The organism is Pragia fontium DSM 5563 = ATCC 49100 (assembly GCF_900112475.1).
GTDB lineage: Bacteria > Pseudomonadota > Gammaproteobacteria > Enterobacterales > Enterobacteriaceae > Pragia > Pragia fontium.
On the sequence record NZ_FOLW01000002.1, the window covers coordinates 119,326 to 144,922 of the forward strand.

The window sequence follows — 25,597 nt, forward strand, 5'->3', positions numbered from 1 at the left end:
GTTATAACTTCAATAAATCGTAAGAAAATAACCATATAGTTTGGTTTTACGATTTATGTTGGATAGCTAAACTGAGTTTTTAATATTTTTAAGCTAAAATACTTTTTCTTTTTTGTCAGTAGAGTCGGGAGTAACGATGAAATTCTTAACGCTGTTAAGCAATGCAGCAATGGTGGTTGCATTAGCCGGTTGCAGTAATGATCAACACAATAATGTGTTAGCTGAGAACGCCCTGACGGTGACCGGTAGCGTTATTTACCGTGACAGAATGGCGCTGCCAGACAACGCCCAGATTACCGTATTGTTGGCGGATGTTTCTTTGGCTGATGCGCCCGCTAAAGTTATTTCAACGGTAACTTTCCCGAGTAAAGGAAAACAGGTTCCGTTTATGTTTACACTGCCCTATAACGTTGAGCAGGTCAATGCGGCTCAACGGATTGCGCTATCGGCTTCTATTTCTATTGATGACAAGCTGCTGTATACCACAACCACCATGAATGAAGTTCTGACTAATGCTCAACCAGCTCAGATGGATCTGGTATTGGAACGCGTCAGCAACTGAGACAAATCTCTGGCATCGCTATGATGGCGGTGTCAGCCAGCCATAAATTTTGAAGTTAATTCTATCTGATGGGGTAAATAGTACGCCATCGGCAAGTAATGCCTGTTTTTGTCGGATATAGTCCGGACCGGTGAGTGAAATTTTACCCTGCGCATTGACCACTCTGAACCAGGGCAGTTTACTTCCTGCCGGTAATCGGCTTAATACAATACCGACCTGACGCGCAGCGCCCGCGGCTCCGGCGAGTCGAGCGATGGTGCCATAGGTTGTCACTTTACCTGCAGGTATGGAGGCAACAACCGTATAGATTCGGGTTGGGAGTGATGGCTCATGATTATCCATCTGTTCAGTATTATTCATTATTTGATGGCTGAAAGTTTGGATCGGCGCCCCCATTTTGCCATAAATGGCGAAATTGAGTAAGAAAACATCGCTTGGAGGATGGAGTCTTGCAATTACCCTATTCATACCGGATAATGCCTGCGCTTCAGTAGAACGAAGCCATCAATGGGGGCTCTGTTGGTTCTCCCGCAACACTAACTTGTGAACTCGGTCAGGTCCGGAAGGAAGCAGCCGCAGCAGGCGTCGTGTGTGCCGGGATGTAGCTGGCAGGGCCCCCACCCAATTCTGGGGCTCTGTTAATCTCTTCTTTTAGATCATCTTGCTATTAAACAATCTGAAGCTTGGCTAACTCAGTGATAAGAATTCAAGGCGATATTATTCTAAGCGTGATTAATTATTATCTTACATTTAAATTAACATGCTGATTTTAAAGTGTTTAATGATTTTTTGTTTTTTTACAATAATAGGTTCTGGTATCTGAGCCATACAAAAAGTATCCATTACTGTCAGCTTTACGGATTTCATAGCTATTATAATCGCCTAATTTATAGGATGAACGAGATAAGATCCGTTTTTCCAATTCTGGGGGTAAATTATCATCAGCGTTTTTAATGATTTGTGTGGCGCTAATTAAAAAGGTTTTGCGGTCAACAGTGGACGTGGTTCCATTGATGATTCTATCGATGTTAAATTCTTCTCCATTAGAAATAGCTTGTCCTTTCAAAGTGAAATAACCGGTACCATCACCATTTCGATTGGATATATATAACCGAGATTTGATTGAAAGATTGACCTTAGGCGGATAGAGAGCCAGCTCAGAAGTGGTATTGGTTTCACACATGATAGGGTCAGAGAAAGACCTATCTATAAAATATGCCGTACCAACTCCCATTATAGTTGCCGTAGCACAGGCGATAATCAATTTAGTTTTAAAGTTCATCATGATTTTTTTCAATGACATAGAGTGACTTACAGTTATGAGCATTAGTACTCTTCATTTCATCAGGGCAAAAAATAATGGATTTTCCCGGATTGGGTAATTTAGTGATGTAATATATTTTTCCTTTACTTCTAGCATCACAAGAATATGTCAGTTTATTCACATCGTTGATAATATACTTCATTGAAATACTACCTGGAGAGGAATATATTTCACAGTTTTTCATGATTCCACGAAAAGTAAAGTTATCACTATAATCATTACTGCGGTAAATGGATAATGATAGCCAGAGAGCGACGAAATAGGTAATCAGCATAGCCATACTAATCATCAATATGGTTTTAATTTTTTTCGGGTCATGCCTTCTTTTTCTTTCCATTTTGATATCATCTGATGCTTCTGTTGCCGTTTTATACTGACTGTCGGACGTATCTTCAGGCTTGAGAGCATTTGGATCAGAATATGCCTGTATATAAACACTTTGGCTTAGCTGTACCCCCTCACGAGGTATTGTGGTCAGCATGTCTTTTGGCAGACCTAAATCTGACAAAATACGCCGTAGCATATAGATATGTTGATGGAAGGTATTTGATGTGATCGGAAGATCTTTACTCAGCCAGACTTCCTGGAAAAAAAACTCCTTAGGAATGAGATTATGATTGCTGTTTAGCAGGATCGATAAACATTGGTTGCCTGGATTGGTTAGTGGAGCAGGGCTATCTGGTTCATCAAGTCGATAAAGAATTGCTTTATTTTTATCATAAATAACACAATTATTTATTAATAGTAGATCGCCCATTGGGGGTGTATATCTCCTGAATTCACTTAAATAAAATCAATAACTTACGATTTTAATCTCATAACCCTATGACTATAAAAAGTTAAAAGTATGATGGTGTTTGTGTTTTCTGTTTCATATTAACAGTCATTGATAATGTTACAAAAATAAAATCGCTGGTACGTCAGAGCACTGATAGAGGCTGATTAACAAAGCTGTGTGTATAGAATAGTTTATATATACTCTGATTAGTATAACTTTTCTTTGAAAAATAATCCTCATGCAAAGAGCTGTTTTTTCACATTAATAAACCGCCATATCGTGGGTGTATACCGTTACTCGATCTTTTCCTGTTGCTTTAGAATGATATAATGCTTTATCAGCATGAATAATGGTTTGGTCTATATCAAATTTGTTGTTCATTTCAGCGATACCAATGCTGATAGTAAAGTAAATTTTTTCCCCGCTGGGAAGAGCTACCGATAGATAGCGCACTTTAGTGCATAATTTTTCCAGAATTTTTTTGGCCAGAATATGGTCACAATCATGAAGTAAAATGGCGAACTCTTCTCCACCATATCGGCAAAATAAGTCATTTTTCCTGAAAAATAGGCTTAACAGCTGGCTAAATTTTATTAATACCTCATCTCCACTCGCGTGGCCAAATTTGTCATTGATCTGTTTAAAATTATCGATGTCAATAATAGCCAAAGATGAATGGTTAAAATACTCAGGAGAAGAGTGTTTGATTGTTTCCAGAAATGCTCTTCTATTTGAAATGCTGGTCAAATAGTCTGTGGTTGATTTTAACTTTAACTGATGAATTAATTGTTGATTTTTATTTTCCAGTAAGTGCTTTTCAATTTGAATATTCTTCAGTTTTATCAAGGAGCTAATTATGGCATCCAGTTCAAAGCTAAAACGACGCTGGTTCTCTTTAAGATTAATATTTAAGTCGTTATTAGAGAGTTGGAGAATAGCTTTCTGAATGAGTGAGAAGGCATCACTTAACTTGAATATCATCATGATAATAGGCAGTATGGAAAAAAGAAAAAATATAATCAGAAAGCACACCATAGTATATATTTTTATTTTTGAGGTGTTTATTTGATTGTTTGCTATATCCGTGGCTTGTTTTAGTAATAATTGACTTAATAATGAAATATGCTGTTTGTTTTGTAAGTAAAATACATTGATTTGCTGAATGTTAATGTCATTGTACTTCATGCTAACCAACTCTTTATAGATGGTTTTATTTGCTTTCTCACTGTTATTATTAAAGATTTCATTCACTAAATCATTGATTTTCTCAATTTCATTACTATTGTTTAAATAGAATTTTTGTATAGTAATTAGCCGGTCTTTAATTTCATCAATACCTCCAAGTAGCTTGATAGCCTTAATTTTGGAGTCGGTATCAGTATTATTCGATTTGCAAATATCAATTAATTGGTCAATCAGTTCTGTGAAAGAGGAATAGAGTCGGTTGGTTAACCTGATGCCCTGAACGGATATCATAAACTCAATTGAACTATTAGGGATACGAATCATCTTATGTTCAATAATCGTTGAAAGTCGATTAAATGAATAACTGCTGGATATAGAGTCATTTTTTCTTATTATATTTGATAAACGTTTGATTTCCAGTGCGGTATATTTATCCTGAAGAAAATGGCTTGATTTAGATTGTTTCTCAGAGAACGCGATTAGATTTTTCAGAGCAATATTAGCAGGGTTGTAATTGATTGGATCTGGATTATTATAAAGTTTTGATATATGAGATATCTGATGCTCATCGTAAATTTTTTCACTGGCAACAAGCAGCAGTTGAAGATACTCAATTCTATTTTGTTCTGCGATATTTAGTTGAAGTCTGGACCAATTATCTTGAATTGTCGAAATTGAAAGAATACTCAAAGATAAAATAATAAATAAGATAATAAGGGCAAAAAAGCTTCGAATCTTCATCATTAAGGTTCCATATAAAATTCACAACCTCAATGTCATGGCAATATCACCGTTGCATTCTAACATATTTTATCTGCTCTTCAATTTGCCATTGAATATAGTGATGTATCGGTTATGCAAGTAATAATGGAAAGTGTTGATAAATAATATTACCATTCGTCTATTTTTGGTTTTTTATTCTGTATTTATGTGAAATGGCATTGGATTGATTTGATGCTGAGGAGTGAAATAAATTTTTCTATAGTATAAAACGGGTTAGATGAGGAGTGTTTAATATTTATCCTATCAGGATAGGAGATATTCTTATTGAGCCTAATATTAACGGTACATTTAGTACCGTTAATATTGTTGCGACTCTATAGTTATCCGTTATCAGGCACTGCCAATAAATAGTCCTGTCGCAAATACCAGTAGTCCACCAACCACGACTTGGAATGCCGCTTGAAGTAATGGTGTGTCCATATAACGATTACGGATCCAGGAAATTGCTGCCAACTCAAACATCACCACAATGCCTGAGACAATCATGGCAGTCCAAAAGTCGCTAATCAGGAAGGGCAGGGTATGCCCCAAGCCACCTAGCGTTGTCATAACGCCACAGGAGGCACCCCGCAGCCAAGGATTGCCCCGACCAGTTAATGAGCCATTGTCTGATACAGCTTCGGCAAATGCCATGGAAATCCCGGCTCCAATGGAGGCTGCCATACCAACCAGAAAAGCCTGCCAACTATCTTTAGTGGCTAAAGCCGCTGCAAAAACCGGGGCCAGAGTCGAAACGGAGCCATCCATCAAGCCCGCAAGGGAAGGTTGGACTATCTGTAAGACAAACAGGCGATGGGCGGATTTTTTTTCTTTATCTTTCTCCGCCGGAGTCAGTAATTGTGATTCCAGCTGTTCGGCGCGTATTTGATGTCGATGCTCTTCTGCTGACAGGTCGTCCAATAATTGGCGAATCTGCGCATCGGTGGTTTTTTGAGCAGCCCGCTCATAGAAACGCTGGGTTTCTATTTCCATAATTTCAGATTGCTTACGAACCTTTTCGATCCCCAGTGGCCGACTCAGCCAGATAGGTTTGCGCTCTACAAATCCTTTCACGTCCTGACGACGAATCAGTGGAATATGATTGCCAAATTTTTCTTGATATAGCTTTAGGAGGCGATGACGGTGTCCATTCTCTTCCTTAGACATGATGTCAAAAACTTTAGCTGAATTGGGGTAGGTTTCACGCAGGCCTTCGGCAAACTCTATATATATTCGGTGGTCTTCTTCTTCCAGTGAAATGGCAAGCGCCAGAATTTCTTGTTCAGACAGTTCGGAGAAGTCTTTCATTATCCCTCCGGAAGGGTGGATATCTTCGGTTAGATAGAATATTAAACCCTTAATTGTATGTTGTAAAAGAATCAGGGCCGCATTATGCGGCCCTGAGAGGAAAGTTAAATGGTGATTAACTTATGATTCGTGTTTCACTTCGTGTGCATGTTCAATGTCTTCTCCGCGCTTACTGAAGCGACGACGAACCACAACAAAGAACACTGGTACAAAGAAGATGGCCAAGATGGTTGCACTAATCATACCACCCAGAACCCCGGTACCTACCGCGTTCTGAGAGCCGGAACCGGCACCACTGCTGATTGCCAGTGGCAATACGCCTAGCATAAAGGCAAGTGAAGTCATCAGGATTGGACGTAAACGCATACGTACCGATTCTAACGTAGCCTCAATCAGACCTTTACCTTCTTTGTCCATCAGATCCTTGGCGAATTCTACGATTAGTATTGCGTTTTTCGCCGACAGACCTACGGTGGTTAACAAGCCTACAATGAAGTAAACGTCGTTCTCCATACCGCGCATCGTTGTGGTAACCAATGCACCAATAACACCAAGTGGAACAACCAGCATAACCGAGAACGGAATTGACCAGCTTTCATACAGAGCTGCCAGACACAGGAATACCACAATCAGAGAGATGGCATAAAGTGACGGTGCCTGGTTACCAGACAAACGTTCCTGATAGGACATACCGGTCCAGTCATAGCCAATGCCCGTCGGTAGCTTAGCGGCCAGCTCTTCCATCAGGTTCATTGCGTCACCGCTACTTTTCCCTGGCGCTGCCTGACCTAGGATTTCCATCGAAGGTAGGCCGTTATAACGCTCCAAACGTGGGGAACCAAATTCCCAATGGGCGGTAGAGAAAGCGGACATAGGAACCATTTGGTTATTGGCGCCGCGAACAAACCAGTTATTGATATCTTCCGGCATCATACGGAATGGTGCATCAGCCTGTACGTAAACTTTCTTCACACGACCACGGTCGATGAAGTCGTTGACGTAAGAGCCACCAAGCGCTGTTGATAGCGTCTGGTTGATATCACTGATAGCAACACCTAATGCTTGGGCTTTCTCATGATCAATCGTTAGTTTGAACTGAGGTGTATCTTCCAGACCGTTAGGGCGTACGCCAACCAGCATATCAGGATGCTCAGCAATCATTCCGAGCAATTGGTTACGGGCTTCCGTCAATTTCTCATGGCCTAAACCAGCTTGGTCAATGAGCTCAAAGTCAAAGCCTGAAGCACTACCCAGTTCAACGATTGCCGGCAGGTTAAAGGCAAAGACCAGACCGTCTTTAATTTGTGAGAATGCCTGACTCGCACGTCCCACAATGGCTGGCACTTTATTCTCTTCACCAGAGCGCTGTCCCCAGTCTTTCAGACTGATAAACGCCAGACCGGTATTCTGACCTTGTCCACTGAAGCCGAATCCACCTACGGTAAACACAGAAACCACATTATCTTTCTCTTTGGTCGTAAAGTAGTTACTGACTTCATCGAGAACTTTCTGGGTTCTTTCCTGAGTGGCACCTTGTGGCATTTGTACTGCGGTGAGGAATACCCCCTGATCTTCTTCTGGCAGGAATGAAGACGGCAGACGAATAAACAGTAATGCCATGCCAACAACCAGCACCAGATAAATCAGAATATAACGACCAGTACTGCCTAAGATATTGGCAACGCTGTTGGTATAGTGGTGGGTGTTTTTTTCAAACATCTGGTTAAACCAACCAAAGAAACCAGTCTGAATGCCGTGGTCACCTTTTGGTACTGGCTTCAAAATCGTAGCACACAGGGCAGGGGTCAGAACCATTGCTACCAACACCGACAATACCATGGCGGAAACGATAGTAATGGAGAACTGACGATAGATAGCCCCGGTTGAACCACCGAAGAAAGCCATAGGTACAAATACCGCGGATAGCACCAGCGCAATACCCACCAGTGCACCCTGAATTTGCCCCATTGATTTACGCGTAGCTTCTTTTGGTGGCAAACCTTCTTCCACCATGATCCGCTCAACGTTTTCTACTACCACGATGGCATCATCAACCAGTAAACCGATGGCGAGCACCATGGCGAACATCGTCAGGGTATTTATCGAGTAACCAAAGGCCGACAGGATAGCAAAGGTACCTAACAATACGACAGGAACAGCCATTGTTGGAATCAAGGTGGCGCGCAGGTTTTGCAGGAACAGATACATAACCAGGAAAACCAGCATGATCGCTTCCAGCAACGTTTTTACTACTTCGCCAATTGAAATTTTAACAAAGGGTGTTGTGTCATAAGGGTAAACAATTTTTAGACCCGCTGGGAAGAATTTCTCCAGATTGGCTAACTCTGTTTTTACCCCTTTTGCTGTGTCTAGTGCGTTAGCACCGGTAGCCAGTTTAATACCTAAACCGGAAGCGGGTTTACCGTTAAAGCGGGCAACAATGTTATAGCTTTCACCACCCAGTTCAATGGTGGCGACATCTTTCAGGCGTACCTGTGAACCATCGGGATTGATTTTCAGTAAAATCTCACCAAATTGTTCAGGCGTCTGTAGACGGGTTTGTACAATGATCGACGAGTTTAACTGCTGACCTTTTACCGGTGGTGTACCACCTAATTGGCCTGCAGCAATCTGGTTGTTTTGGATTCTAATTGCATTATTTACGTCAATTGGTGTTAACGCATAATTGTTTAACTTATTAGGATCCAACCAAACGCGCATGGCATATTGTGAACCGAACAGTTGAACGTCACCTACGCCAGAACTACGGCTAATTGGGTCCTTAATGTTAGAACCTACATAGTCCGCGATATCGTCCTGATTCATTGAACCATCTTCAGAAATAAAACCGGCAACCATTAAGAAGCTGCTGGTAGCTTTCTGCACCCGGATCCCCATCTGCTGTACTTCTTGTGGCAGAAGAGGCGTTGCCAATTGCAGTTTGTTTTGCACTTGGACCTGAGCGATATCCGGATCGGCGCTTGAATCAAACGTTAGGGTAATTGATGCGTTACCCGCCGAGTCACTGGTGGAAGACATATACATCAGTTTATCGATACCGTTCATGTTCTGTTCGATAACCTGAGTTACGCTGTCTTGCACCGTTTTTGCATCCGCACCTGGGTAAGATGCAGAGATAGATACTGCCGGTGGTGCAATCGTTGGATATTGCGATACCGGTAGTTCTACAATTGCCAAGGCACCCGCCATCATAATAATGATGGAGATAACCCAGGCAAATATGGGGCGATCAATAAAAAATTTAGCCATCTGCTATACTCAATCTCGTTTATGATTTCGCCGCTGGTGCTGCTGCGTTAGATGCGTCATCTTTAGATTTTTCTACATACTCTTTAGCATTAACTGGTGCGCCCGGTCTGACTTTCTGTAAACCAGTAACAATCACGCGATCGCCCGGCTTCAGACCTTCAGTAACCAGCCAGTCACTGCCAATTGACTGATTTGTGACAATAATGCGAGCTTCAACTTTATTGTCTGTATCAACAACCAGCGTAGTGGCTTCGCCGCGTTGGTTACGCGTAATCCCTTGTTGAGGAACCAGCATCGCGTCAGGTTTAATGCCTTGCTCAACGCGAGCACGGACAAACATACCTGGCAGCAGCTCGTTATTCGGGTTAGGGAAAACGGCACGCAGAGTAATAGAACCGGTCGTTTCATCAACGGTGACATCTTCAAACTCTAATGTACCTTTTTGTTGATATTCCATACCGTTGTTGAGCAGCAGGGTGACAGCAGCCTTGCTCTCTTTCTTTAGTGAACCATTCGCTAACTGTTGCTTTAGGCTTAAGTAATCATTACTGGACTGAGTAACATCAACGTAGATCGGATCAAGCTGTTGTACTGTCGCCAGTGCAGTTGCTTGATTCGCGTTAACCAGTGCGCCTTCAGTGACGTTAGATTTACCAATTCGACCGCTGATAGGCGATTGAACTTTGGTGTATTCAAGATTAATCCGCGCAGTTTCTACTGCGGCTTTTGCCGCCTGAACCCCGGCATTGGCCTGACTGGCATTGGCGACAGCTGTATCGTAATCCTGACGGCTGATAAAGTTAGTACCAAGCAGTGGCTTATAACGTTTTACCGTCAGGTTCATGATATTGGCACTAGCCTGTGCTTTTGACAGCTCAGCTACCGCACTATCATAAGTTGCCTGATAGGTTGCCGGGTCGATCTGATACAGCGATTGATTGGCATCAATCATGCCGCCTTCAACAAACTGGCGTTTAAGTACAATCCCGCTTACCTGTGGACGAACTTCCGCAATGCGAAAAGCTGAGGTCCTTCCTGGGAGCTCTGTAGTGATATTGACTGGTTGTGTCTTAACTGTTACAACTTCAACTTCTGGAGCTGCTCGTTGGGCACCTTCATTGGATTTATTATCGCATCCTACGAGTACTAAACCGCTTGAAAGCATTAGCACCGCTGCCAGAGGCATAACCCCTCTGTTTCTACTCATAGATCAACCTCAAGTTTTCAATATCAGTTACCGTCATTGATAATACTTTGGTAACTACACAGTTTTTTCAAAATGTTAGCGTGCTATAATACAAACATTCATGTATGTATGTAAGCCATTACAAGACGCACCGCACATAAAGCATAAAATTATGGGTCGTAAAACTAAACAAGCATCCCTGGAAACTCGACAGCAAATTCTCGATGCTGCAATGCAAGAATTTGCCCGTAGGGGAGTATCCAGCACATCACTCAATGATATAGCCCTGGCAGCAGGTGTTACCCGGGGTGCTATATACTGGCACTTTAAAAATAAAGTCGATATTTTCAATGCAATGTGGACCCAAGTAGAGTCTAGCATTGATGACGTTGAGCTGCGATACAGAAATCAATTCCCGTCCGAACCGCTGTCAGCCTTACGTCAGACGATGATCTATGTTCTCCAAACCACGGTTACCGACCCGCGTCGCAGAACTTTGCTAGGGATACTATTTCACAAATGTGAGTTTGTCGGAGATTTAGTCTCATTACAACAAATTCATCAATCTTTATACCTTGAGAATTATGAGCGAATCGAAAAGATATTGCGCTTATGCATCGAATATAAGCAATTGGATAAAGATTTAGATATCCGTCTTGCTGCGATTACGTTACGGGCATATATTTGTGGCTTGATAGAAAACTGGCTTTTTATGCCAGAGGCTTATCCGTTAGAGACAGATGCCACCCGTTTGGTTGACGCTTTTATTGAACTGCTAAAGTATGGTTTGATGATGCGTAAAACGTGTCAGGTTCAGTCAGTGGAAGTCAGTCAAACAATAGGAAATTAGAGATGCAAAAAGTATTGGTTATTGCAAATGGTGCTCCCTACGGCAGTGAATTACTGTTTAACGCCTTACGGTTATCGATTGCTATCAGAGAGCAATCTGCGGATTGCGAGCTGAAGGTTTTTTTGATGTCCGACGCGGTGAGCGCTGGAATTCGTGGGCATAAACCACATGAAGGCTATAACCTACAGCAAATGTTGGAAATTCTGACTGCCCAGAACGTAGTGGTCAAACTTTGTAAGACCTGCACTGATGGCAGAGGAATCAGCACGCTTCCTTTAATTGACGGCGTTGAGATAGGAACGCTGGTTGAGTTGGCACAGTGGACTTTGGCGGCGGATAAAGTTCTGACTTTCTGATTAGTTAACCTACACCACAATCGCAGGGACTGCTGATGAAGAATGTATCAAGAGTTGGTAAATCGATAGTTAGCACCTTAATACATATGCTGATTGTGTTGTTAGTTGTGTTACCGCTGTGCAGTCAGATATTGGCGTTTTTTTGCCTGCTTCTTTTTGATTCCAGCAGTTGGTTTAGCCGCGATTTAACCTTTCACTCCAATCTTATGGTCAGCCGTGAAGGGTTATTAACTCTGACGCTTTGGTTTTGTTTAGCCGTTTTCTGTTTTGGCATGCTGATGATGGGAAATCTGTATGGTAAATATGCCGCATTACCCACCAACCAACGACTGCGCTATATCCCTTTCTTGATATTGATTGTTTACACTGTGGGTATTGGAGCCGTGATATTTTTTGCCTCGGGGGATAAGATTTTGGGGCATCAGCAGAGCGACTTTGTTTTTGTTGCGTTGATGCCTTTCTTTTGGATCGAAGCCTTTTTACGCCAACCCTATTGGCTACCGCTGATGGCTTTTCTAACCTACAGCCTGTTTACCGTTGGCGTATTTTCGGGGAGCCGACGGCAACAGGAGCCGAGATAGTTTATTGCTGGGGATTATCCAATGCATCGACTTTCTTAATAAAATCTCGTTCTACAATCTTCAACGCGGTTAATACTGTGCGTGGATCGATTTCGCTGGTCTCCAACAGGTAAATTAAATCAACCGCCAATGTGATTTCTACCGGTTCTTGTTCTTGTGCCATGATGAATACCTTAGTGGAATAATGTTGAATAGGGCATATTACCTGATTTATTGAATAACGGTCACTTCTTGATAGCGATAATTGACACCATGTAGAGGACGAATCAATACGGTGTAGTCAGGTTGAGCTCAATCATTTTACGTAATTTGGAAATATACCGATCCAGCGTACGGCTATTGGCCAGATGATCGACGTCCGAAATGGAGGCAAACAGCGTATCTCGGTTGACGACCTGATTTTTAGGTGGTGTTCCGTCATGATTGATGAATGACTTTTTGAGTCGTTTGTTAAATGCATAAACATATAACTTATATAACTGAACGTTGTTTTTGCCTTGGTTACATGCCAGTTTCCCGACGTTCTATTTGTTTCTCTATTCTTTTTAGTGCCTGTCGACAGCGCATTAAACGGCCTTCCAGCGCTGCCAGCTCTTTCTGTATTTGTTGTTGAGCCGTGAGGGTGGTTTGTTGAATCAACTGATGTTCTTTGTCGCGTAGCATTTCTTGTAACCGACGCTCGTAGTCCTGATGCTGGGCTAACGTCTGGTAAATATCGCTGCTGGATTTCACCACCGTGGTATTTTGCTCACGGATTTTGAGCGTCGCTAATTCACGCTGTAGGGCGGTAATTTGCGCCACAATACGTTCAGCTAAAAACGCCACCTGCTGCTGGCGTTGATTTTCTACTTCCTGTTTAAGCTGAATGAGATTTTTTTCTACTTCAGTCAGGTAATGACTCAGGCGAGAGTCACGCTGATTAAACAGCTGGCTGTCAAATCGCGGTTGCATAGCTGCGGTCGCTGGCGTGTTCGCTATGCTTTCCGCCAACTGTTGCACCTGCTGTTGTAAAACCTGTAATAAAGCGCCAGTGTTCATGGGCGTTCCTGATAAAGTAAAATTCTCAACGGAAAATCATTCCGGCGCTATTTGCCAGTGCATCTTATAACAGGCGGAGTTCGAATAGAAACGACAACGTCCGTTTTGCGGTGTGACTACCATTAAATGATTATCGTTATTAGCCACACAGGACTTTTTTTGATTACACTAACCAATAAGCTTTAACGGTGTGCGCTGCTATGTATAGATTATTACTTCTGGCTTTGGGATGGTTAGCGATGGCATTAGCCTGTCTGGGGGCGGTATTGCCCATTTTGCCGACGACGCCGTTTCTGCTGTTGGCTGCCTGGTGTTTTGCCCGTTCATCGCCGCGTTTTCATGATTGGCTGCTATATCGTTCATGGTTTGGTCCTTATTTGCGTCATTGGCAAACCTATCGTGGTTTACCACCAGGCGCGAAAAGCAAAGCCATTATTATGATTATTCTGACTTTTTCCCTATCGCTCTGGTTGGTGTCACTGCTGTGGGTGAGGGTTTTGTTGCTGGTCATTTTGTTGATTTTACTTATCTTTATGTTACGTTTGCCGGTTATTGATCCGCAGCAACAAAAGAAACAGTAATTCACTTATAGTGACAACTAGCGGTTGCATTTCTGGCGGGCTTTGCATAGATTTGAGCGTTTTTCGCTGGTGGCGTCGCGTTATTGCGTAAAGGAATAAACGTCAGGCATCTGCGTCTTGGAATAGACCCGTTGTTTAATCAGGTACACATTATGACTAATACAGAACAGCAGCTACAGTTAATTAAAGATAGTATCATTACTATCCCAGACTACCCGAAAGCGGGCATTCTTTTTCGTGATATCACGACATTACTGGAAAACCCGGCTGCTTTTTCTGCTTCTATCCAGTTGATGGTAGAGCGCTATAAGAATCAGGGTATAACCAAAGTTGTTGGTACTGAAGCGCGCGGTTTTCTGTTTGGCGCCCCGGTTGCGCTGGCTTTAGGGATTGGCTTTGTGCCAGTACGTAAGAAAGGTAAATTACCACGGGAAACCTTACAGGAAACCTACGATCTGGAATACGGTACTGACATATTAGAAATTCATACTGACAGTATTAACCAGAATGATAAGGTTTTGGTTATTGATGATCTATTGGCAACTGGCGGGACTATCGAAGCAACGGCAAAACTGATTCGCCGTCTAGGTGGAAATGTGGCTGATGCTGCTTTTGTCATTGAATTGCCAGAGCTTGGGGGGCGTGCACGTTTGGCTTCTCAGAATATTGAATGTTATAGCCTTGTCTCGTTTGACGGTCATTAATCCAGAACAAACATCGTCGCGAACCATTGGCTGTGATAAGATGCCTCCACTTTTTTAACCGACTTTTCTGGTACCAATGAGCTATCAAGTTCTGGCCCGTAAGTGGCGCCCACAAAGCTTTGCAGACGTTGTCGGTCAGGAACATGTTCTGACCGCCATCTCTAATGGTCTGTCTTTGGGACGGATCCATCACGCTTACCTGTTTTCCGGAACCCGAGGCGTCGGTAAAACCTCGATAGCCCGATTATTGGCTAAAGGTTTAAACTGCGAAACAGGCATTACGGCTACCCCCTGCGGTAAGTGCGGCAACTGTCTCGAAATCGAGGCCGGGCGCTTTGTCGATCTTTTAGAGATTGACGCCGCATCACGTACGAAAGTAGAAGATACCCGTGAACTGCTGGACAACGTGCAATATGCACCGGCTCGCGGTCGCTTTAAAGTTTATCTTATCGATGAAGTGCACATGCTCTCCCGCCACAGTTTTAATGCATTGCTTAAAACGTTGGAAGAGCCGCCGGAACATGTGAAGTTTTTGCTGGCGACCACCGATCCACAGAAGCTGCCGGTGACTATTCTGTCGCGCTGTTTGCAATTTCATCTGAAAGCGCTAGATGTCGATCAGATTAAAGGCCAGTTGGAAAAGATTCTACTGGCTGAACAGATTCAGTCTGAACCTCGGGCTTTACAATTACTGGCTCGTGCCGCTGAAGGCAGCATGCGCGACGCCCTAAGCTTGACCGATCAGGCGATAGCAATGGGTGATGGGGTTGTTGCTACAGACTCCGTCAGTATGATGCTGGGAACTTTGGATGACGAACATGCGCTGGCCTTGGTTGAGGCATTAACCCACGCCAATGGTGAAGCGTTAATGTCGCTGGTGAGTCAGGTTGCCGCCAAGGGCGTTGACTGGGAAACCTTGCTGGTGGAAATGTTGGCGTTGTTGCATCAGGTGGCGATGGTTCAACTGTTACCGACGGCACTGGATCCATTACAGCATAATGAACAGCGTATGCGTGATTTGGCCAGACAGATGTCGCCGCAGGACTTACAGCTTTATTATCAAACGCTGTTAGTTGGTCGTAAAGAATTAACCTATGCGCCGGATCGGCGTATGGGCGTAGAAATGGCTTTGCTGCGGGCGCTGGCTTTTCATCCCAAAATGGTGGTGAATACGCCAGCGCCCACTCCGCAGCCAACCAGCACACAACCTGCCTTATCAGCACCTGCAGGAGTTAGACCGGCTGCACCGGTTCAACAACAGCAAGCAGTTTCTGAGCCTCAGCCAACGGTAGTGCCCCCGCTTAGTCAGCAAAGTGCTAAAGCTGCTGATGAAGATATGACTCAGGGTTTGTCACAATCTACGGCTCAGATGTTACAGGCGCGCAATCAGTTGCGGCGTCAACAGGGGACATCCGACGCAAAAAAGAGTGATCCGGCGACGCCATCAAAAGTGAAGCCGGTATCTTCGGTGTTGGAGCGTTTAGCTTCAGCAACCGAAAAGAGTGCGGGATCGCGGCCAGCGAAAGCGCCTCAAGCCCCGGCTAAGAAAGAGAGCTATCGTTGGAAAGCCCAGAACGATTTTGAAGCGGTGAGTGAACCCGTTGCTACGCCGAAGGCGCTACGTTCAGCGTTGGAGCATGAAAAAACGCCGGAGCTTTCAGCTAAGTTGGCGGAAGAGTCTTTAAGCCGAGACACCTGGGCGGCGGAGATTAGTCAACTGCCGTTGCCTAAGCTGGTTCAGCAGTTGGCATTGAACGCTTTTAAACAACAATTGTCAGATAATGAAGTTTGTTTACATTTGCGTCCGTCTCAGCGCCATTTAAACTCGGAATCAGCGCAGAAAGTGTTAACTGATGCCATGAGTGAACATGCCGGGCAGCCGATTACGCTTACCGTCGTTGAAGATGAAGATCTATCGGTGAAAACGCCGTTAGAGTGGCGTCAGGCTATTTACGAAGAGAAGCTGGCGCAGGCCAGAGAATCGATAACTTCGGACAACAATATTCAAACGCTTTGCCGTTACTTTGAGGCCGAGCTGGATGAAGATAGTATTAGACCCGTATAAGCGATTACCGTTATTCCTTGATGAATGACGGTAATGATAACATTTTATTCTATAGCAAAGAGAGAGATAACCATGTTTGGTAAAGGTGGAATTGGTAACCTAATGAAGCAAGCTCAGCAGATGCAGGAAAAAATGCAGCAGATGCAGGAAGAGATTGCAAAAATGGAAGTGACTGGTGAATCCGGTGCTGGAATGGTTAAAGTCACGGTTAACGGTGCACATAACTGCCGTCGAGTTGAAATCGATCCTAGCCTGATGGAAGACGATAAAGAGATGTTGGAAGACCTGATTGCTGCGGCCTTTAATGATGCAGCTCGCCGCGTTGAAGAAACTCAGAAAGAGAAAATGGCTCAGGTTTCTGGCGGTATGCAGTTACCTCCTGGCTTTAAGATGCCGTTCTAATGCAAACCAGTCCTCTGCTTGAATCTCTGATGGAAGCGCTGCGCTGTTTACCCGGTGTCGGGCCAAAGTCAGCACAGCGTATGGCATTTCAACTGCTACAGCGCGATCGCAGTGGTGGGATGCGTTTAGCGCAGTCGCTAACTCGGGCAATGTCTGAAATTGGTCATTGCCGAGACTGCCGAACGTTTACCGAAGAAGAAGTGTGCACTATCTGTAGTAACCAACGACGTCAGAGCAGCGGTCAGATTTGTGTGGTCGAAAGCCCGGCTGACATCCATGCGATTGAGCAAACCGGGCAATTTGCCGGTAGATATTTCGTTCTGATGGGGCATTTGTCTCCGTTGGATGGCATTGGCCCTAACGATATCGGTTTGGATCGTCTGGAAGAACGCTTGGCATCAGAAAAGATGAATGAAGTGATTCTGGCCACCAACCCCACGGTAGAAGGGGATGCCACCGCCAACTTTATTGCTGAAATGTGCGCCATGTACGGCGTGATGGCCAGCCGTATCGCCCACGGTGTTCCCGTCGGTGGCGAACTGGAGATGGTGGATGGCACGACGTTGTCTCACTCTTTGGCTGGGCGCCATCAGATAAAGTTTTAAGTCAGTCAAGAAAACTCCATGAGTGAGTTTTCTTTTTTGCCCTTTTTATTAAGTGCTTGAATTCAGACGACAACTGAGTGAGGGAACACGTCCAGCATTCATGCTGGACGTGGCGCTCGCCCTAGTGCCTCTGCTCGGCCACGTGCGCTAACGTTGATTTATTCTCTGCATTGATAGTGGACGAAACTTTCCCCGTCATTAAACTTAACTGACTAACATTACATTAATATTCTCGCCATTTTTCATCGCTAAAAATCAGTTTTTCGCCGATTTTCAATACTTATTAGGTTTTTTTCGCTCATCTGAATTTTTATAGACTTGAAAAGCTTCAGGTTAATCCCCATCTGTTAACCATTCAGTCTTTGTGCGCTGCACACCCTAAACTGCCTACATGAAATCAAGATATTGAGGTAAGCAATGAGTATGAAAGGTCAAGAAACCAGAGGATTCCAATCAGAAGTTAAACAGCTTTTGCATTTGATGATCCATTCTCTCTATTCCAACAAAGAAATCTTTTTGCGTGAGCTAATATCTAACGCCTCCGATGCGGCAGATAAACTGCGTTTTCGCGCATTATCTAATTCTGATTTATATCAGGGTGACGGTGAACTTGGCGTTCGCGTGTCAATCGATAAAGAAAAACGTACCTTGACCCTGAGTGATAACGGCATTGGTATGACCCGTGATGAAGTGATTGATAATCTGGGGACCATTGCTAAATCAGGCACCAAAGCTTTCCTTGAGTCGATGGGTAGCGATCAGGCTAAAGATAGCCAGTTGATCGGCCAATTTGGCGTTGGTTTTTATTCAGCCTTCATTGTGGCGGATAAAGTCAGCGTACGCACCCGCGCAGCAGGTGCCGCAGAAGATGAAGCGGTATTCTGGGAATCAGCTGGTGAAGGTGAATACACCATTGCTGATATCAGCAAACCACAACGTGGTACTGAAATTACCCTGCATCTGCGTGAAGGTGAAGATGAATTTTTGGATGACTGGCGCGTTCGGTCGGTCATTGGTAAATACTCCGATCATATTGCTTTACCGGTAGAAATTCAGGTTAAAGAAGAGAAAGAGGGTGAAGAGCCGCAGCTGCGTTGGGAAAAAATCAACAAGGCTCAGGCGCTTTGGACGCGTAATAAGTCAGAAATTGCGGATGAAGAATATAACGAATTCTATAAGCACGTTTCTCATGACTTCAGCGATCCTTTGGCGTGGAGCCATAACCGAGTAGAAGGTAAGCAAGAATATACCAGCCTGCTATATATTCCTTCACAGGCGCCATGGGATCTGTGGAACCGTGACCATAAACACGGCCTGAAGCTGTATGTGCAGCGCGTATTCATTATGGATGATGCAGAACAGTTCATGCCAAACTATCTGCGTTTCGTACGTGGGTTGATTGATTCCAACGATCTGCCATTGAACGTATCTCGTGAAATCCTACAGGATAATCGTATTACCCAAAGTTTGCGTAATGCCTGTACTAAACGAGTATTACAGATGCTGGAAAAACTGGCTAAAAACGATGCTGATAAATACCAGCAGTTTTGGCAACAGTTCGGTCTGGTGTTAAAAGAAGGCCCGGCAGAAGATGGTGCTAACATTGAAACCATCGCTAGCTTGCTGCGTTTTGCATCAACCCATAACGAGAGTGATGCTCAGACGGTTTCTCTGGCGGACTATATCAGCCGCTTGCAGGAAGGACAGGACAAGATTTACTACATTACGGCTGATAGCTATGCTGCAGCGAAGAATAGTCCTCATCTGGAACTGTTCCGTAAGAAAGGTATTGAGGTTCTGCTGCTGTCCGATCGCATTGATGAGTGGATGATGAGCTATCTGACTGAGTTTGACGGTAAGTCATTCCAGTCGGTTAGCAAAGCTGATGAAGCGCTGGATAAGCTGGCTGATGCAGAAAGTGAAGAGCAAAAGCAGGCAGAGAAAGAGCTGGAGCCTTTTGTTGAGCGCACCAAGGCTTTCCTGGGCGAGCGAGTAAAAGAAGTACGTTTGACTCATCGTCTGACGGATACGCCTGCGGTAGTGACGACTGACACTGATGAAATGACTACGCAAATGGCGAAGTTGTTTGCCGCTGCTGGCCAGAAAGCGCCGGAAGTGAAGTATATTTTTGAGTTGAATCCTGATCACGCATTAGTGAAGCGTGCTGCTGATGTTAGCGATGATGCAACATTTGGTGAATGGATTGAACTGTTGCTGGATCAGGCTCTATTGGCGGAAAAAGGCAGTTTGGACGATCCAAACAGCTTTATTCGTCGGATGAACCAGCTACTGTTAAAATAACACCGATATACAGTCTGAATGAGCCGACTAGCCATGTCGGCTCATTTATTTCAGATTCCTTAATTGATTGAACCCGCGCTCAAACACCTTATTGATAGATGAATAGCAATTAATTTCAAACTGTTAGGTCGATTTTTTATGAGTGGTGTTACTGAGGCTATCGTTATCTACCCCTTGAGCATCATGGCGTAGGGTGATAAGGTTCGTTGGTTTTCCATCAATTTAATATAAAAGCTAAATTTCTAGGGGATTTACGCGATGCGTATCATTCTGCTTGGCGCTCCCGGCGCCGGTAAAGGCACTCAAGCTCAATTCATCATGGAGAAGTACGGTATACCGCAAATCTCTACCGGAGACATGCTGCGTGCAGCGGTAAAAGCGGGCTCTGAACTGGGTAAGCAAGCAAAGGAACTTATGGACGCCGGTAAATTGGTGACCGATGAATTGGTTATCGCTTTGGTGAAAGAACGTATCACTCAGCCGGATTGTGGTAACGGATTCTTACTCGATGGTTTCCCACGTACCATTCCACAGGCCGATGCAATGAAAGATGCCGGTATTCAGGTGGATTACGTGCTCGAGTTTGATGTTCCCGATGAGATTATTGTTGAACGTATCGTTGGTCGTCGAGTGCATGCTGCATCTGGCCGCGTGTATCACATTAAATTCAACCCACCAAAGGTTGAAGGTAAAGATGATGTGACCGGCGAAGAGTTAACTATTCGTAAAGACGATCAGGAAGACACGGTTCGTAAGCGTCTGGTTGAATACCATGCGTTAACCAAGCCTCTGGTTGATTATTACAGCGCAGAAGCGAAAAGCGGCAATACCAAGTACTTCAAACTGAACGGTACTCGTAAAGTATCTGAAGTCAGTGATGAATTAGCTAAAATTCTTGGCTAAACGAGCGGTACTATAATTTGCTAAACAAGGCGACCTTAGGGTCGCCTTGATTGTTTCTGGATAACCCTTTTTTATCAGCCGTATATAACTTGTTGATTGTTAATGCCATAAAAAATTGACTCAAAAAGGGTATATAAGCTACTGGGGTCAATAAAATGATTAACAACAGTAGCATAGTGGGTTATTGTTCTAGTTAACCGCCGTATAGGCGGCTTAGAAAGCTCATCATCAACCTTAGCCCTGCGCCCATCAGTTAACCGCCGCATAGGTGGCTTAGAAGCTATAGTTGCTGAATATCAAGAGTATGGCCTTTTGAACCGCTGTATAGGTGGCTTGAAAACAAGGTTAGACGCTGTCTGCAATAGGCCATGTAGGCAGCTTCCTCTTCTACTGATAAGATAGCGCCAATTGTTTTTAATACCTTGCACAGGCAGTTAGAAAACCATGTCTCAACTTAAAACCGGAATCCTGCTCGTTAACTTAGGTACTCCTGATGCGCCGACGGCGAAGGCGGTTAAGCGTTATCTTGCCCAGTTTTTACACGATCGCCGGGTGGTGGATACCAATCGATTTATTTGGTGTCCGTTGCTGCACTGGATTATCTTGCCGAGCCGCTCACCAAAAGTGGCTAAGCTGTATCAGGAAGTGTGGACTGACGAGGGGTCTCCTTTATTGGTTTATAGCCGTAAACAGCAACAGGCTTTGGCTGCGCGCTTACCGGATACACCGGTGGAATTGGCCATGACCTATGGTTCACCATCGGTTAATCAGGCGTTAGAACGTTTACAGCGCCAGAATGTGCAGCGTTTGGTGGTATTACCGATGTACCCCCAATACTCTTGTTCGACAACGGGGGCGGCCTGGGATGCGCTTTCCGCCGAGTTTAAAAAACGCCGTGATTTACCAGAAGTGGTTTTTATTCGTGATTACGCGCAACACCCTCAATATATTGCTGCGCTAGCCCAGTCAATTAAGGCTTCTTTCGTGCAGCACGGTCAGCCGGATCTGTTACTGTTTTCCTATCACGGTATTCCGCAGCGCTATGCGAATGAAGGGGATGATTACCCACTGCGCTGTGAGGCAACCACACAGGCGGTTGTGGCTGCGTTAGGATTAAGTGAATCTCAGTATAAAATGACTTACCAATCGCGCTTTGGTCGTGAAGCGTGGCTACAGCCTTATACCGATGAAACGTTGAAGGCATTACCTGCTCAGGGCGTGAAGCGAGTACAGGTGATTTGTCCGGGATTTTCCGCTGATTGTCTGGAAACCATTGAAGAAATTGATAAGCAAAACCGTGAGTTCTTTATGGCGCAGGGCGGTGAATCTTATCGTTATATTCCGGCGTTAAATGATAGTCCGGCTCATATTGATTTACTGCAGGCGTTGGTCACGGGAAAATAAATAAACGTCAGGCCCGTTATTCAGCTTCCTGATGGAGTGAATAACGGGCCTGAAAATACATCGAGGACATTGGTGATTAAATCGGGCAGCCTTCTGCTTTATTCGGATTTAACGACATATCCAGATGCAGCTCTTCCAGCATACTTTGGGCAATTTCTCTCTCGCCCATAATGACATGGTTTGCTCCACGTTCAGAGATATACTCCACCTCATCATCGTAGTGAGCTCGGGCAATAATCATCAGGTCTGGTCTTTGTGCGCGGGCGTAGGCAACAATTTCACCGGCCTCATAGCCGTTTGGCGTGGTAACTAACAGGCAGCGAGCACAATCCAGCCGGGCTAACGACATCATTTCATGGTTACCGGCATTCCCCAACACGGTGCTGATATCCCGCTCACGCAGCATTTCGACTCGTGATAGTGAGTTTTCTACTACCACTAAAGGAATATCCCGATCGTGAAGACGGCTGCCAAGGATGCTACCTACGCGGCCATAGCCAACCAGAATAACGTGATTACACATATCTACAGGTACCTGAGCCACTTCTTCTTCTACCACTTCTTCAATAATTTGATCTTCAATGGTTTCGGTTTTATTCAGGTATTTACCAATGAGGTTAAATACTAGTGGGTTCAGTAGAATAGACAGGATAGCACCAGCCAGAATCAGACTCTGACCTTCTTTATCCATTACCCCTAAGGCTATTCCCATGGTGGCCAAGATAAAGGCAAATTCACCGATTTGCGCCAAACTGGCAGAGATGGTTAAGGCCGTACGCTTGGAGTGGCCAAACAGGCGCACAATCAAGAATGCAGCAATGGATTTACCAAGAACGATAATCACCAGCGTCGCCATGACAGCCAGCGGTTGCTCCAGTAGCGTCATTGGCTCAAACAGCATTCCGACCGAGACAAAGAACAGAACGGCAAATGCATCTCGTAGCGGTAGGGTATTTTGCGCGGCGCGATGGCTGAGTTCAGATTCGTTTAGCACCATACCGGCGAAGAATGCGCCAAGGGCAAATGAGGCGCCAAATAGCTGTACAGAGCCGTAGGCGATACCCATAGCAATAGCCAGCACTGACAGGGTAAACAGTTCATTGGAGCCGGTACTGGCGCTTTTAGCCAGCAACCACGGTACGACCCGACGACCGACCACAATCATCAGGACGATAAAGGCAACTACTTTACCCAGCGTAATACCCAGCGAGATGGCCAGGCTAGCAAAATCGCTATGGCCCTGCTGTATAATTCCGGTAATGGCCGGTAATAAGACCAGCGCCAGCACCATCACTAAATCTTCAACAATCAGCCAGCCAATGGCAATTTTACCGCGTTGGCTTTCAATCAGTTGACGCTCTTCTAACGCACGTAGTAACACCACGGTACTTGCGGTAGAAAGACATAATCCAAAGACAATACCGTTAATCAGATCCCAACCCAGTCCATAGGCCAAACCCATACCGAGAAGCGTTGCGACGGCTATCTGGGTGATGGCGCCGGGAATGGCGATTTTTTTTACCGAGAGAAGATCTTTAAGGGAGAAATGAAGACCTACACCAAACATCAACAGAATAACGCCGACTTCAGCTAATTGGTTGGCCAGTACCTCATCAGCGACAAATCCTGGAGTGTGTTTACCTGCCACGATACCGGCAATCAGATATCCTACCAGTGGTGAAATACGTAGGCGATTGGCGATCAGGCCGAAAATAAAGGCCAGAACTAAGCCTCCGGCGATAGTGGTAATCAGTGGTGTAGAATGCTCCATCAACGTTCCTTCTTGTTGGGGGTGGACAGGGGACGTTTTAATTTTATGGTATTTACAACATTTTTGCTTGGAAAAATTTGCTATTTTTGAAAATAAGTGATGATTTCTTACTGAATCGATTTAAGAGCTGCATTTTTATAAGATTAGTTTCATATCATCACGCTCTGCAAGGCTTTTCCGGCAGGGGAAATATCTTTTCCTCTGTCGGAAGCGTGAGTTATTTACCTTTTGTGTTCAATATTTGGCAATAGAGCGGTAAGAATACCCAGTAGAGGAAGGAAAGCGCATATATGGTAAACCGTCTCGATGCTAGTATGGTCAGCAACATAGCCTAACGCCGCGGCACCTAGCCCACCCATGCCAAAGGAGAGTCCAAAGAATAATCCAGAAACCATACCGATTTTTCCCGGAATAAGCTCTTGGGCGTAGACTAAAATGGCCGAAAATGCCGAAGCCATGATAAGACCAATGATCACCGTCAAAATACCGGTCCAATAGAGCGATGCGTAGGGTAAAATAAGCGTGAAAGGAGCTGCGCCAAGTATAGAGGCCCAAATAACATATTTACGCCCAATTTTATCCCCCACTGGCCCGCCAATGATGGTTCCGGCTGCAACTGCAAATAGAAATACAAACAGGTGAACCTGAGCATTTTGCAGGGTAATACCAAACTTATGCATCAGATAAAAGGTGTAATAGCTACTAATGCTGGCCAGATAGAAGTATTTGGAAAAAATCAGCGTTAATAAAATAAATAGCGAGAAAGCCACCGTCTTGTTGGGTAAACGTTGAACGGTCGATGGCTTGAAAACCTTACCGCTATTACTGCGCTGTTGTGCTTGATACCAACGGCCAACCTGCAGTAATACCACAATAGCCAGTAACGGAGCGACAGCAAACCAGGTTAGGGTGCCTTTACCGTAAGGGGCAATAAAAGCCGCAGCGAGCAAGGGGCCCAGAGAGGAACCTAAGTTACCGCCAACCTGAAAGATAGACTGCGCCATACCGTGGCGACCACCGGATGCCATACGAGCAACCCGGGAGGATTCAGGATGGAATACGGAAGAACCGGTGCCGACTAACGCCGCCGCCAGCAAGACCATATGAAAACTGGACGCATAAGCCAGCAATATCAGACCAACTAGGGTAAAGCCCATACCGATCGGCAATGAAAACGGTTTCGGATGTTTATCGGTATACAACCCAATAAGCGGCTGTAGCAGTGACGCGGTTAGCTGATAGGTCAGGGTAATCAAACCTATTTGACCAAAGCTGAGGGAAAATTCACCCTGCAACATCGGGTAAATGGCAATAATTAGCGACTGGGTCATATCATTGAGCATATGAGAAACGCTAATTGCACCTAAAATGCGAAATGAGGTTTTGCGCGAATTATTGGCAACGGATGGCAGAGCGCTGCTATTGCTGGTTTGATTAGTCATAATAATTGTTTTTATCAGTAAAGTTTTGGGTTTTGGCGCGTATACCTAATCAAACATGCAACGGACAACGGTAGAAAAGGCATTGGTCTGCTGTCTTAAATGTTAATCAGGTGTTAATTCAGTATAGCGTGGCATTTGTTGATAATAAAAGCATTATTGTGTGTATTAAATCACCATTAGGGGGTTAATGAATTATATCTGATCGGGTCTTTTATCTAG

At 44.5% G+C, this 25,597-nt stretch carries 23 protein-coding genes and 1 other RNA gene; 13 read left to right on the forward strand and 11 right to left on the reverse strand.

Going from position 1 to position 25,597, the window contains the following annotated elements:
* Positions 1 to 136 precede the first annotated feature (136 nt).
* Positions 137 to 562, forward strand: a complete 426-nt coding sequence (locus BMZ28_RS03625) for a YbaY family lipoprotein (protein ID WP_074820755.1) — start codon at positions 137 to 139, stop codon at positions 560 to 562.
* A gap of 18 nt (positions 563 to 580) precedes the next feature.
* On the opposite strand, the gene BMZ28_RS03630 is transcribed toward BMZ28_RS03625, so the two are convergent.
* Positions 581 to 904 (reverse strand): MGMT family protein, encoded by a 324-nt coding sequence (locus tag BMZ28_RS03630; RefSeq protein WP_047782547.1) that lies wholly within the window; start codon positions 902 to 904, stop codon positions 581 to 583.
* A 175-nt stretch (positions 905 to 1,079) separates the two neighbouring features.
* On the opposite strand from BMZ28_RS03630, the gene ffs reads away from it, so the two are divergent.
* Positions 1,080 to 1,176, forward strand: an RNA gene (ffs, locus tag BMZ28_RS03635) — signal recognition particle sRNA small type.
* Positions 1,177 to 1,340: 164 nt separating this feature from the next.
* Here ffs and BMZ28_RS03640 read toward each other — a convergent pair.
* From BMZ28_RS03640 to BMZ28_RS03665, 6 genes are all read right to left on the reverse strand, one after another.
* Complete coding sequence (locus BMZ28_RS03640) at positions 1,341 to 1,847, reverse strand: hypothetical protein (protein WP_074820757.1); 507 nt, start codon at positions 1,845 to 1,847, stop codon at positions 1,341 to 1,343.
* Positions 1,834 to 2,643, reverse strand: a complete 810-nt coding sequence (locus BMZ28_RS03645) for a winged helix-turn-helix domain-containing protein (protein WP_074820760.1) — start codon at positions 2,641 to 2,643, stop codon at positions 1,834 to 1,836. The genes BMZ28_RS03640 and BMZ28_RS03645 overlap by 14 nt, the downstream gene beginning before the upstream one ends.
* A 282-nt stretch (positions 2,644 to 2,925) precedes the next feature.
* The gene (locus BMZ28_RS03650; protein WP_074820764.1) at positions 2,926 to 4,593 is read right to left on the reverse strand and encodes a GGDEF domain-containing protein; all 1,668 of its coding nucleotides are present in this window, start codon (positions 4,591 to 4,593) and stop codon (positions 2,926 to 2,928) included.
* Between the two features lie 369 nt (positions 4,594 to 4,962).
* Entirely contained in the window at positions 4,963 to 5,919 is a 957-nt protein-coding gene (gene mbfA, locus BMZ28_RS03655) for an iron exporter MbfA (RefSeq protein ID WP_047780441.1), read from the reverse strand.
* A gap of 120 nt (positions 5,920 to 6,039) precedes the next feature.
* A complete protein-coding gene (locus tag BMZ28_RS03660) occupies positions 6,040 to 9,189 on the reverse strand; it encodes an efflux RND transporter permease subunit (RefSeq protein WP_047780442.1) in 3,150 nt (1,049 codons plus the stop codon).
* Positions 9,190 to 9,208: 19 nt separating this feature from the next.
* Positions 9,209 to 10,396 carry an efflux RND transporter periplasmic adaptor subunit gene (locus tag BMZ28_RS03665; protein ID WP_074820766.1) on the reverse strand — a complete coding sequence of 396 codons (1,188 nt, stop codon included), beginning with the start codon at positions 10,394 to 10,396 and terminating at the stop codon, positions 9,209 to 9,211.
* 151 nt (positions 10,397 to 10,547) lie between these two features.
* On the opposite strand from BMZ28_RS03665, the gene acrR reads away from it, so the two are divergent.
* The 3 genes from acrR to BMZ28_RS03680 are packed head-to-tail and all read left to right on the forward strand — an operon-like array spanning position 10,548 to position 12,162.
* On the forward strand, positions 10,548 to 11,225 hold the full coding sequence (acrR, locus tag BMZ28_RS03670; protein WP_074820769.1) for a multidrug efflux transporter transcriptional repressor AcrR: 678 nt from the start codon (positions 10,548 to 10,550) through the stop codon (positions 11,223 to 11,225).
* A gap of 2 nt (positions 11,226 to 11,227) precedes the next feature.
* Positions 11,228 to 11,581, forward strand: a complete 354-nt coding sequence (locus BMZ28_RS03675) for a DsrE/DsrF/TusD sulfur relay family protein (protein WP_047780445.1) — start codon at positions 11,228 to 11,230, stop codon at positions 11,579 to 11,581.
* A 35-nt stretch (positions 11,582 to 11,616) separates the two neighbouring features.
* Positions 11,617 to 12,162, forward strand: coding sequence for a hypothetical protein (locus BMZ28_RS03680; protein WP_126467201.1), 546 nt, complete (start codon positions 11,617 to 11,619; stop codon positions 12,160 to 12,162).
* Between the two features lies 1 nt (position 12,163).
* Here the strand turns inward: BMZ28_RS03680 and BMZ28_RS03685 are convergent, their stop codons facing one another.
* Both BMZ28_RS03685 and priC read right to left on the reverse strand, forming a co-directional pair.
* A complete protein-coding gene (locus BMZ28_RS03685) occupies positions 12,164 to 12,325 on the reverse strand; it encodes a DUF2496 domain-containing protein (RefSeq protein WP_047780447.1) in 162 nt (53 codons plus the stop codon).
* Positions 12,326 to 12,663: 338 nt separating this feature from the next.
* The gene (priC, locus tag BMZ28_RS03695; RefSeq protein ID WP_047780448.1) at positions 12,664 to 13,200 is read right to left on the reverse strand and encodes a primosomal replication protein PriC; all 537 of its coding nucleotides are present in this window, start codon (positions 13,198 to 13,200) and stop codon (positions 12,664 to 12,666) included.
* Positions 13,201 to 13,400: 200 nt separating this feature from the next.
* Here priC and BMZ28_RS03700 point away from each other — a divergent pair, with 200 nt between their 5' ends.
* The 8 genes from BMZ28_RS03700 to hemH all read left to right on the forward strand — a co-directional run bounded on the left by BMZ28_RS03700 (position 13,401) and on the right by hemH (position 22,165).
* Positions 13,401 to 13,781 carry a DUF454 family protein gene (locus BMZ28_RS03700; protein ID WP_074820776.1) on the forward strand — a complete coding sequence of 127 codons (381 nt, stop codon included), beginning with the start codon at positions 13,401 to 13,403 and terminating at the stop codon, positions 13,779 to 13,781.
* A gap of 152 nt (positions 13,782 to 13,933) precedes the next feature.
* Positions 13,934 to 14,485, forward strand: a complete 552-nt coding sequence (gene apt / locus BMZ28_RS03705; protein ID WP_047780450.1) for an adenine phosphoribosyltransferase — start codon at positions 13,934 to 13,936, stop codon at positions 14,483 to 14,485.
* Positions 14,486 to 14,561: 76 nt separating this feature from the next.
* Positions 14,562 to 16,550, forward strand: a complete 1,989-nt coding sequence (gene dnaX, locus BMZ28_RS03710) for a DNA polymerase III subunit gamma/tau (RefSeq protein ID WP_074820780.1) — start codon at positions 14,562 to 14,564, stop codon at positions 16,548 to 16,550.
* A 72-nt stretch (positions 16,551 to 16,622) separates the two neighbouring features.
* Entirely contained in the window at positions 16,623 to 16,952 is a 330-nt protein-coding gene (locus BMZ28_RS03715; protein WP_047780452.1) for a YbaB/EbfC family nucleoid-associated protein, read from the forward strand.
* Complete coding sequence (recR, locus tag BMZ28_RS03720) at positions 16,952 to 17,557, forward strand: recombination mediator RecR (protein ID WP_047780453.1); 606 nt, start codon at positions 16,952 to 16,954, stop codon at positions 17,555 to 17,557. Before BMZ28_RS03715 ends, recR begins: the two co-directional genes overlap by 1 nt.
* Before the next feature lie 423 nt (positions 17,558 to 17,980).
* Positions 17,981 to 19,858, forward strand: a complete 1,878-nt coding sequence (gene htpG / locus BMZ28_RS03725; protein WP_074821486.1) for a molecular chaperone HtpG — start codon at positions 17,981 to 17,983, stop codon at positions 19,856 to 19,858.
* A 258-nt stretch (positions 19,859 to 20,116) separates the two neighbouring features.
* Positions 20,117 to 20,761 (forward strand): adenylate kinase, encoded by a 645-nt coding sequence (gene adk / locus BMZ28_RS03730; protein ID WP_047780454.1) that lies wholly within the window; start codon positions 20,117 to 20,119, stop codon positions 20,759 to 20,761.
* Between the two features lie 444 nt (positions 20,762 to 21,205).
* Positions 21,206 to 22,165: a ferrochelatase gene (hemH, locus tag BMZ28_RS03735; protein ID WP_074820782.1), complete on the forward strand. Its 960-nt coding sequence runs from the start codon at positions 21,206 to 21,208 to the stop codon at positions 22,163 to 22,165.
* A gap of 76 nt (positions 22,166 to 22,241) precedes the next feature.
* Here the strand turns inward: hemH and ybaL are convergent, their stop codons facing one another.
* Both ybaL and BMZ28_RS03745 read right to left on the reverse strand, forming a co-directional pair.
* Complete coding sequence (gene ybaL, locus BMZ28_RS03740; RefSeq protein WP_074820784.1) at positions 22,242 to 23,936, reverse strand: YbaL family putative K(+) efflux transporter; 1,695 nt, start codon at positions 23,934 to 23,936, stop codon at positions 22,242 to 22,244.
* 221 nt (positions 23,937 to 24,157) lie between these two features.
* A complete protein-coding gene (locus tag BMZ28_RS03745) occupies positions 24,158 to 25,378 on the reverse strand; it encodes an MFS transporter (protein WP_047780457.1) in 1,221 nt (406 codons plus the stop codon).
* Positions 25,379 to 25,597: the final 219 nt, after the last annotated feature.

Coding starts and splice junctions, on each gene's coding strand:
- BMZ28_RS03745 (WP_047780457.1), bottom strand. CDS start 25,378: ATGACTAATCAAACCAGCAATAGCAGCGCTCTGCCATCCGTTGCCAAT.
- BMZ28_RS03675 (WP_047780445.1), top strand. CDS start 11,228: ATGCAAAAAGTATTGGTTATTGCAAATGGTGCTCCCTACGGCAGTGAA.
- recR (WP_047780453.1), top strand. CDS start 16,952: ATGCAAACCAGTCCTCTGCTTGAATCTCTGATGGAAGCGCTGCGCTGT.
- BMZ28_RS03715 (WP_047780452.1), top strand. CDS start 16,623: ATGTTTGGTAAAGGTGGAATTGGTAACCTAATGAAGCAAGCTCAGCAG.
- BMZ28_RS03645 (WP_074820760.1), bottom strand. CDS start 2,643: ATGGGCGATCTACTATTAATAAATAATTGTGTTATTTATGATAAAAAT.
- ybaL (WP_074820784.1), bottom strand. CDS start 23,936: ATGGAGCATTCTACACCACTGATTACCACTATCGCCGGAGGCTTAGTT.
- dnaX (WP_074820780.1), top strand. CDS start 14,562: ATGAGCTATCAAGTTCTGGCCCGTAAGTGGCGCCCACAAAGCTTTGCA.
- BMZ28_RS03640 (WP_074820757.1), bottom strand. CDS start 1,847: ATGATGAACTTTAAAACTAAATTGATTATCGCCTGTGCTACGGCAACT.
- apt (WP_047780450.1), top strand. CDS start 13,934: ATGACTAATACAGAACAGCAGCTACAGTTAATTAAAGATAGTATCATT.
- BMZ28_RS03625 (WP_074820755.1), top strand. CDS start 137: ATGAAATTCTTAACGCTGTTAAGCAATGCAGCAATGGTGGTTGCATTA.
- BMZ28_RS03630 (WP_047782547.1), bottom strand. CDS start 904: ATGGATAATCATGAGCCATCACTCCCAACCCGAATCTATACGGTTGTT.
- BMZ28_RS03700 (WP_074820776.1), top strand. CDS start 13,401: ATGTATAGATTATTACTTCTGGCTTTGGGATGGTTAGCGATGGCATTA.
- BMZ28_RS03680 (WP_126467201.1), top strand. CDS start 11,617: ATGAAGAATGTATCAAGAGTTGGTAAATCGATAGTTAGCACCTTAATA.
- BMZ28_RS03685 (WP_047780447.1), bottom strand. CDS start 12,325: ATGGCACAAGAACAAGAACCGGTAGAAATCACATTGGCGGTTGATTTA.
- BMZ28_RS03650 (WP_074820764.1), bottom strand. CDS start 4,593: ATGATGAAGATTCGAAGCTTTTTTGCCCTTATTATCTTATTTATTATT.
- priC (WP_047780448.1), bottom strand. CDS start 13,200: ATGAACACTGGCGCTTTATTACAGGTTTTACAACAGCAGGTGCAACAG.
- acrR (WP_074820769.1), top strand. CDS start 10,548: ATGGGTCGTAAAACTAAACAAGCATCCCTGGAAACTCGACAGCAAATT.
- BMZ28_RS03665 (WP_074820766.1), bottom strand. CDS start 10,396: ATGAGTAGAAACAGAGGGGTTATGCCTCTGGCAGCGGTGCTAATGCTT.
- hemH (WP_074820782.1), top strand. CDS start 21,206: ATGTCTCAACTTAAAACCGGAATCCTGCTCGTTAACTTAGGTACTCCT.
- htpG (WP_074821486.1), top strand. CDS start 17,981: ATGAAAGGTCAAGAAACCAGAGGATTCCAATCAGAAGTTAAACAGCTT.
- mbfA (WP_047780441.1), bottom strand. CDS start 5,919: ATGAAAGACTTCTCCGAACTGTCTGAACAAGAAATTCTGGCGCTTGCC.
- adk (WP_047780454.1), top strand. CDS start 20,117: ATGCGTATCATTCTGCTTGGCGCTCCCGGCGCCGGTAAAGGCACTCAA.
- BMZ28_RS03660 (WP_047780442.1), bottom strand. CDS start 9,189: ATGGCTAAATTTTTTATTGATCGCCCCATATTTGCCTGGGTTATCTCC.